This window comes from Mesorhizobium sp. M0601 (assembly GCF_040320845.1).
In the GTDB taxonomy this organism is placed as follows: domain Bacteria; phylum Pseudomonadota; class Alphaproteobacteria; order Rhizobiales; family Rhizobiaceae; genus Mesorhizobium.
In genome coordinates this window covers 237516-244324 of record NZ_JAMYQK010000005.1, presented here as the reverse complement: position 1 = coordinate 244324, position 6809 = coordinate 237516, and the positions used below count along the sequence as shown (strand labels likewise).

Here is a 6809-nt window from a genome sequence, read left to right as displayed (position 1 = left end):
GTCGGCTCATAGACGATGCGTACGCCGGGCGGGTCCAACCGGCTCGGGCTCAACCAGCTCATGAACGCCTTGTGGCCGCGGCTGTGGTTGGCAAAACGCCGGCTCGCGCCGTCGCTCAGCCTGTGGGCGTCGAGATGGTCTTTCGATATGTCGATCCCGATGGTATCGTTGGTCATCTTTCACTTGTCCTGTGCTTGTCATTCGGAGCCGAACTCCGGGTATCCGTTCAGGCCTCAAGGGAAAGACGAGGGCGATCCGACTCTAGCTCGACCCGTCAAACGGTCAGCAATTCCACCGATCCGACCCTCGCCGCTGAGGGAGGGCGGCTACCCTCTCTCAGCGTTCCTTTCTGACCCATTCGGCAGCGAAAGTCATAAGACAAGCAATTCCAGGAAAAGTGTGAAACGGTTTTCCGTTCGGAATTGTGTCAAAACAAGAGAGATCGGTTCAGCGTTTCCCGCCTATGAACCGTTCTGGGCTCGGACAGCCCTTCTTCGAGGGAGAACAATCATGGCTCACGCCCAGCAGGAACTGGTCGAATTCGTTATCAGCAAAGCGTTCAATCCGGTCATGCGGGCCAAACCAGACGGAAAATCCGATGCCGAACGCAAGACGCTCGAGCACGTCCAGCAAGCCACGAAGACCGAGATCGAGCGCTATCGCCATTACGGCTCGGCCGAGGAGGTCGCGACCAATTTCAAGCGCGACCTGAGCTCAGATGCCGCCAAAAAGTTGCACGCCCAGCTGCGGCGCCTGCATCTGCCGACGATCGAGAATATTCGCGACGAATTTGAGGACAAAGCCCGCAAGCTCGGGGTCAAGGCCTCGTCGTAGATCCGCGACCGGTCCTCGGTGACGTCCGTCAGGCTGTCATCACAAACCGTCCTTGGTCGGAGGCCACCCTGACCGAACCGTCTCGGGGATGTTGTCCGACGTCAGATCGCCCCGATTGAGCTTTTCAATCGCTTCATCGGCTTCGCTTTCGTCGAGACCGGAAAACGGCAACCCGCCGACCACGACGGCTTCGTCGCTCTCGCTGTCATAGACCTCCCAGAGGCCTTCCGGATCCTGTCGTTTGTCGAACGGCATGGCACTCCCCAACACCGCTATTGTACGCCTGCCACCCATTTCAGGGCCTGGGCTTTTTCGTCCTCCGGGAACACCCGCGCCTCGATTTGCGGAAACAGCGCGTCCGTCATTTCCGTGGCTGCCTTGATCCACTGCTTGTTGGAAATCACGGCGGCACGTTTGAAGCGGTGGACCTCGCCAAGTTTGCTCAGCCCATACTGCAGGTCGCGCCGCAAGGCGCCAGCCGTCATGTCCTCGAAATCGGCAAGATCGGTCAGGACGCCGATGTCCTTATGGTCGCTCAGTTTCGCTTCGATTGCCGGGATGACTTTGTCGTAGTCGTCCGCCGTCACGGTGCCGATGACACGAAAGGCGGCGACATTCTGGGGAGCGGAAATCATCTCGATCATTTTTTCCTCCGGTCTCTGACTTGCTGCCTGCCCGAAACAAACTCGGGCCATTGGCGGATGTTCCCTGCCGGAGGCGTGCTTGGCTTCAACCTGACATGGTTAGAACGACGATCGGCCGGCCTCCCCGACCGGCCCTCGGATCGCCTGGGTGACGACGGTATAACGCGTGATTTGACCCTCCTCGGGGTCCTCCCCGTGGAAATGGATCGCTGCGTTCAGCGGCAGGTGGGCAGTGCTGCCAAACTGCTTGACGGCGGAGACATGCACGATCTGCACGTCGGGGTCGCGCTTCATGGCGTCCATCGCCGCAAGCTCGGCGCTGCTGCTGCCGCCGATCCGCCAGCTGGCTTCCAGCACTCCCGATCGCCAGATGCCCGAGGAATCGACACCTTGGCCGATGTCGTAGTTGCGCCGTGAGGCAAAGAATCCGGGATAGCCATCCATCGCGGCGTCGTAGATCCTCGCCTGCGCCACAGCCAAACTTAGCGCCGGAGAAAGCTGCAGCCCGTCCAGCGCCTCCCATCCGCCGCGCACGACGACCAGATCGGATCCGCCGTAAACGGGCTGTCCGGCATTGTCGGCCGTCATTCGCTGCACGCCGTAATAGGCGACCGATGTTCCGTCGATCGCCGTTCTGCCAATGCTCAGCGTGACGATGTCGCGAAGCTCCGTTTCGAGAACAAGGCCGTATTCCCTCAGGTCGGAGGATGGATATCGATCCAGCAGTCTTTCGATATCGGCGACGGTCGCGGCGGTGTGCTGGTCGCGGCCCCGCGAAGCGCGCGGTGGCTTGAACCGGACCAGCCCGAGCTGCAGCAGACGTTCCGCTGCGCGCAGCGCGTCATCGCGTGAAAATGCGGTATAGCCGGGCAGTACGGCCGCGCCGACGGCTCTGCCGAAGCCGGCTGGCCATTCTTTTGGCCGTGCCGCCGACCCGTCCACCAGCTCGTGGGTTATGGCCTTGGTGGTTGCGAGGCGCCAGGGCACCACACCGCCGAAGAGGTCGTCCGGCCCGTTTATGCCCAGTTGGAGCGCATCGACGGCAAGCAGGCTGTCGTCCGGCACGAAATACAGTCGGCGACTGTCACCGCCGCCGTCACTCAGGCCCTCGCGGAAGGCAAAGCCCTTCAACGCCGCAATCGTGCGCGCAACGGCAGCGACGGTTTCCCGCTCGTGGGTATAGATCGTCTCGCCGCCCGGCACGGAGAATGCGACCACAACACCTTTCGCCCCGCTTGGTTGCTTACCGCTTAGCCCGGTCATGTCGCGCCCTTCGTCCATTGCCGAGCCCATTGCCGTTTCCGCGGCGATGCGTCCGAACCGAAAAACCCGCTTCCTCGGCGAATGTTCCGGCCAACGGCCGGCAATCCGGTTTGACCGAGGTTTGACCGGGGCGGCGACCGGAACATCGGCGGCTCGTAGCTGTTTATGAGGGAATCTCAGACAGGGAGATGGAGACCATGGCTTTCACTCTCAAAAGCTCTGCCTTTGCCGATGGCGACAAAATACCGCCGCGCTATTCCCGCGACGGCGGCAACGTCTCGCCACCATTGGAGTGGACGGACGCCCCGCAAGGAACCAAAAGCTTCGTCCTGGCCGTCGAGGACCCCGACGCCCCTTCAGGCACGTTCCGTCATTGGGCGGTCTACAACATCGACGCACAGCGCAACTTTCTTCCCGAAGGCACGACCGCCGGCGCCAAGACCGAGAGCCTCGGACACGGCGTCAACGATTTCGGCAATCCTCATTATGACGGCCCCCAGCCGCCGCCTGGGCATGGGCTCCACCATGACCATTTCCGGCTTCTTGCACTCGACGCCGAGACGCTTCATCTCGGCGAGAAGGCTGCCGTCGAAGACGTGCTGAAACAGGCCGAGCCGCACGTCGTGGGAGAGGCCGAGCTCGTCGGCACGTTCGAACGGGCTTGAGGACGCCACGCCACCCCGTCGCCTGGTTCGGCACAAACGGAGAAGCATGATGGACAACAAATCAAACCCTGTCGACCAACCCATATCCGGCAAGAAAGCCAGCGGCAGCGACAAGGCCGAGGCACCGAAGGAAGCAGGCGATCAGGCACAGAAAGCCCAGGAGTGGGGCGGCGGCTCAAAGGCCTCGAAAGGCGCGATATCGCCGCAGGATCGCAAAAATCAAAACTCCAGCCAGCGCAGCTGATACCGGTCCGTCATCCGGCAATGCGTCTGAAGCGGCGGGCAAGGCCGGGCTGGAGGCACTGCGCTGCGCCTCACATCGCTAGCGGTTCATGTTCATGATCGCGTTCATCGGCATCAAATTGTGGTCGAGATTGGCCATGATCCAGATCGAGCCGCCGATCACCAGAACTACGATCAGCACGCCGAAGGCAAGCGCCAGGGCGTTGTTGGTGTTGTCCGGTCCCGTCGTGATGTGCAGGAAGAAGACGAGATGCACGCCCATCTGGGCGATCGCCAGCACGACCAGCGCCACCGGAATGCCGGGTGCCCATATCAGGTTGGTTCCGGGCAACCAGAACGAGGCGATGGTCAGCAACGTTGCCAGCCCGAGGCCGATCACATAGCCGCGTAGCCCGGATCCAACCTCGGTGTCGCCGAGGTATTCGTCACCCGGCGCCGTATCGATGTCGTAGCGCTCCAGGCCATCGGTGTCGCGCCGTTGCGCGTGGCGATCGTCCGCATTGCTCATCGACTTGCTCCCAGGAGATAGACCACCGTGAACAGGGCGACCCAGATGATGTCGAGGGCGTGCCAGAACAGGCTGAAGCACATGAAACGCCGAAGAATATCGTCGCGGAATCCCTTGGCGAAGATCTGCGCCATCATCGTGAGCAGCCACAGCAGCCCCGCCGTCACGTGAAGGCCATGGCATCCCACCAGCGTGAAGAACGCCGACAGGAAAGCGCTGCGCGTCGGTCCGGCACCGGTGGCAACCATATGCGCGAACTCGCGCAACTCGAGCAGGATGAAGCTGGCGCCGAGCACGAAGGTGACAGTCATCGCGACATAGAACCAGGAGCTTCGCCGCGCTGTCACGGCAAGGCTGGCGAGACCGCAGGTAAAGCTCGACAAAAGCAAAGCGGCCGTCTCGATCGCGACGTTGCGCAGGTCGAACAGCTCGGCCCCGCTCGGCCCGCCCGCCGTCTTGCCCGCCAGCACGGCATAGGCCGCGAAGAAGGCCGAGAACATCACGATGTCGCTCAGAAGGAAGATCCAGAAGCCGTAGCCCACGACGATCCGGATCGGTGCCGGGCCGCCGTCGCCGTGGCCGGGTGCATGGCCGTGCCCGCCATGGAGGCGGTAGGGGTCACGCTCTCGAACGTCGATCGCGGTCATGGCCTTGGCCCCGTGTAAGTGGCCAGCGCCTCGCGGCGCGCACTTCGGTTGGCGCGGTCGATCCGGGCGACTTCGGCGGCAGGAATGACGTATTCGGGGATGTCGCGCCACGCGAATACGACGAAGGTGGCCAAAGCACCGAGCGCGCCGAGCGCCACCATCCACCAGATGTGCCAGATGAGAGCAAAGCCCATCACGGTCGCAAAGAAGGCGCAGATGAACCCGGTGGGACTGTTGCGGGGCATCTCGATCGGCTCGTAGTCAGGCTCGTCGCGCAGCCGGTTTTGCTCGCGTGCCCGCTGCTTGATGCTCCAGTAGGGCTCTTCGCCCTCGACATGCGGAAGCGCGGCGAAGTTGAAGACCGGCGGCGGCGAGGGCGTGGCCCATTCCAGCGAGCGGCCGTCCCAGGGATCTCCGGTGGCGTCGCGAAGCGCCGCGCGCTGCCGGATGCTGACGACGAGCTGTACGATCTGCGCGACCACGCCGGCGGTGGTGATCAACATGCCGACGCCGGCAACCAGCACCCACGGATGCCATGCCGGCACGTCGAAATGCTGCATGCGGCGGGTCATGCCGAGCAGGCCGACAGCGTAGAGCGGTACGAAGGTGGCGTAGAACCCAATCAGCGTCAGCCAGAAGGCCAGCTTGCCCCAGCCCTCGTGCAGCCGGAAGCCGAATGCCTTGGGAAACCAGTAGGTATATCCCGCGAAGGCGCCGAACAGCACGCCGCCGATGATGACGTTGTGGAAATGCGCCACCAGGAACAGGCTGTTGTGGAGCAGGAAATCGGCCGGTGGCACCGCCAGCAACACACCCGTCATGCCGCCGATGACGAATGTCACCATAAAGCCCAGCGACCACAGCATTGGCGTCGCGAAGCGGATGCGGCCGCCATACATGGTGAACATCCAGTTATAGATCTTCACGCCGGTACCGACAGCGATGATGCTGGTGGCGATGCCGAACGCGGCGTTGACGTCGGCGCCGGCGCCCATCGTGAAGAAGTGGTGCAGCCACACCATGAAGGAGACGATGCAGATGAAGAGCGTCGCGGCCACCATCGAGCGGTAGCCGAACAGCGGCTTGCTGGAGAAGGTGGAGATGACCTCCGAGAAGATGCCGAACGCCGGCAGGACGAGGATGTAGACCTCGGGATGGCCCCAGGCCCAGATCAGGTTCACGAACATCAGCATGTTGCCGCCAGCTTCATTGGTGAAGAAATGAAAGCCGAAATAGCGGTCGAGCGTCAGCATCGCGAGCGTGGCGGTGAGGATCGGGAAGGCGGCGACGATGAGCAGGCTGGCGGCGAGTGAGGTCCAGCAGAACATCGACATCCTGAGGTAACTCATGCCGGGCGACCGCATCTTCAGGATCGTGGTGACGAAATTGATCCCGGTGAGCAGCGTTCCGACGCCCGCTATCTGCACGGCCCACAGATAATAGTCGACGCCAACGCCCGGCGAATAGGCGGTCTCGCTGAGCGGCGGATAGGGCAGCCATCCGGTACGCGCGAATTCACCGATCACCAGCGAGATGTTGACCAGCAGCGCACCGGTGGCGGTGAGCCAGAAGCTCACCGAGTTGAGCGTCGGAAAGGCAACGTCTCGGACGCCGAGCTGCAGCGGCACGACCAGGTTCATCAGGCCGATGACGAACGGCATCGCCCCGAAAAAGATCATGATGGTGCCGTGGGCGGAAAAGACCTGGTTGAAGTGGTCGGGCGGCAGATAGCCGGGCGCCTGGAAGGCGAGGGCCTGCTGCGACCGCATCATGACGGCGTCGCTGAAGCCGCGCAGCAGCATCAGCAGCGCCAGCAGCGTGTACATGACGCCAATCCGCTTGTGATCGACGCTGGTGATCCATTCGCGCCAGAGATAGGGGAAATGGCCGGCCAGGAAGACCCAGGCCAGCACGCCGAGGATTGCCAGGGCGACGACCGCCGAGGCGATCATCGGCAGAGGCTGATCGAACGGAATGACGTCCCAGTTCAATTTTCCGAGCATTG

General features: G+C 62.6%; 9 protein-coding genes. 3 read left to right on the top strand and 6 right to left on the bottom strand.

Annotation, left to right across the window (positions count from 1 at the left end; translation table 11 throughout):
* Positions 1-510 precede the first annotated feature (510 nt).
* Complete coding sequence (locus tag NKI41_RS08355; protein WP_352682407.1) at positions 511-834, top strand: hypothetical protein; 324 nt, start codon at positions 511-513, stop codon at positions 832-834.
* A gap of 39 nt (positions 835-873) precedes the next feature.
* Here the strand turns inward: NKI41_RS08355 and NKI41_RS08350 are convergent, their stop codons facing one another.
* From NKI41_RS08350 to NKI41_RS08340, 3 genes are all read right to left on the bottom strand, one after another.
* Positions 874-1089 carry a hypothetical protein gene (locus NKI41_RS08350; protein WP_352682405.1) on the bottom strand — a complete coding sequence of 72 codons (216 nt, stop codon included), beginning with the start codon at positions 1087-1089 and terminating at the stop codon, positions 874-876.
* Positions 1090-1106: 17 nt separating this feature from the next.
* Positions 1107-1478 (bottom strand): SpoIIAA family protein, encoded by a 372-nt coding sequence (locus tag NKI41_RS08345; protein ID WP_352682402.1) that lies wholly within the window; start codon positions 1476-1478, stop codon positions 1107-1109.
* A 99-nt stretch (positions 1479-1577) separates the two neighbouring features.
* Entirely contained in the window at positions 1578-2771 is a 1194-nt protein-coding gene (locus NKI41_RS08340) for a DUF3182 family protein (protein ID WP_352682399.1), read from the bottom strand.
* A 167-nt stretch (positions 2772-2938) separates the two neighbouring features.
* On the opposite strand from NKI41_RS08340, the gene NKI41_RS08335 reads away from it, so the two are divergent.
* Positions 2939-3406 (top strand): YbhB/YbcL family Raf kinase inhibitor-like protein, encoded by a 468-nt coding sequence (locus tag NKI41_RS08335; protein WP_352682397.1) that lies wholly within the window; start codon positions 2939-2941, stop codon positions 3404-3406.
* Between the two features lie 49 nt (positions 3407-3455).
* On the top strand, positions 3456-3650 hold the full coding sequence (locus tag NKI41_RS08330) for a hypothetical protein (RefSeq protein WP_352682395.1): 195 nt from the start codon (positions 3456-3458) through the stop codon (positions 3648-3650).
* 78 nt (positions 3651-3728) lie between these two features.
* Here NKI41_RS08330 and cyoD read toward each other — a convergent pair whose 3' ends face one another.
* From cyoD to cyoB, 3 genes are read right to left on the bottom strand one after another with little or no spacing between them, the layout of a single operon-like run.
* Positions 3729-4157, bottom strand: coding sequence for a cytochrome o ubiquinol oxidase subunit IV (gene cyoD, locus NKI41_RS08325; protein WP_352473039.1), 429 nt, complete (start codon positions 4155-4157; stop codon positions 3729-3731).
* Positions 4154-4804 carry a cytochrome o ubiquinol oxidase subunit III gene (gene cyoC, locus NKI41_RS08320; protein ID WP_352682393.1) on the bottom strand — a complete coding sequence of 217 codons (651 nt, stop codon included), beginning with the start codon at positions 4802-4804 and terminating at the stop codon, positions 4154-4156. Before cyoC ends, cyoD begins: the two co-directional genes overlap by 4 nt.
* A complete protein-coding gene (cyoB, locus tag NKI41_RS08315; protein ID WP_352539883.1) occupies positions 4801-6807 on the bottom strand; it encodes a cytochrome o ubiquinol oxidase subunit I in 2007 nt (668 codons plus the stop codon). Before cyoB ends, cyoC begins: the two co-directional genes overlap by 4 nt.
* Positions 6808-6809 lie beyond the last annotated feature (2 nt).